This window comes from Streptomyces recifensis, from assembly GCF_002154615.1.
Classification (GTDB): domain Bacteria; phylum Actinomycetota; class Actinomycetes; order Streptomycetales; family Streptomycetaceae; genus Streptomyces; species Streptomyces griseoluteus.
This window is the reverse complement of the sequence record NZ_MUNH01000285.1, coordinates 364-661: the sequence shown is the minus strand read 5'-3', so window position 1 is coordinate 661 and position 298 is coordinate 364. Positions and strand designations below refer to the sequence as shown.

Below are 298 nucleotides of genomic sequence, written 5' to 3'. Positions count from 1 at the left end.
ACGCTGCCGAGCAGGGCGATGCCGATGCCGGCGCCCAGTTGGTAGGAGGTCTCGCCGATGGCGGCCGCACCGCCGGCCCGGTCTGCCGGGGCCTCGCTGAGCATGGACTCGTAGGCCCCGAAGAGGGTCGTCTCCAGGCCGAAGCCGAGCAGCACGAAACCGGTGAGGAGCAGCGGGGTGTTGTCGTGGCCGCCCATCGCGGTGAGGGTGACGACGGCGACGGCGGTGAGGACGAACCCGGCACAGACCATCCGGCGCGGTCCGAGACCGCGCAGTACGCGGGCGCCGGCGAGGCCCG

Annotated in this window: 1 pseudogene; it reads right to left on the bottom strand. The window is 73.5% G+C overall.

The features are described from left to right. Nucleotides 1-298: pseudogene (locus CCN33_RS33035) on the bottom strand (MFS transporter); the annotation flags it as partial.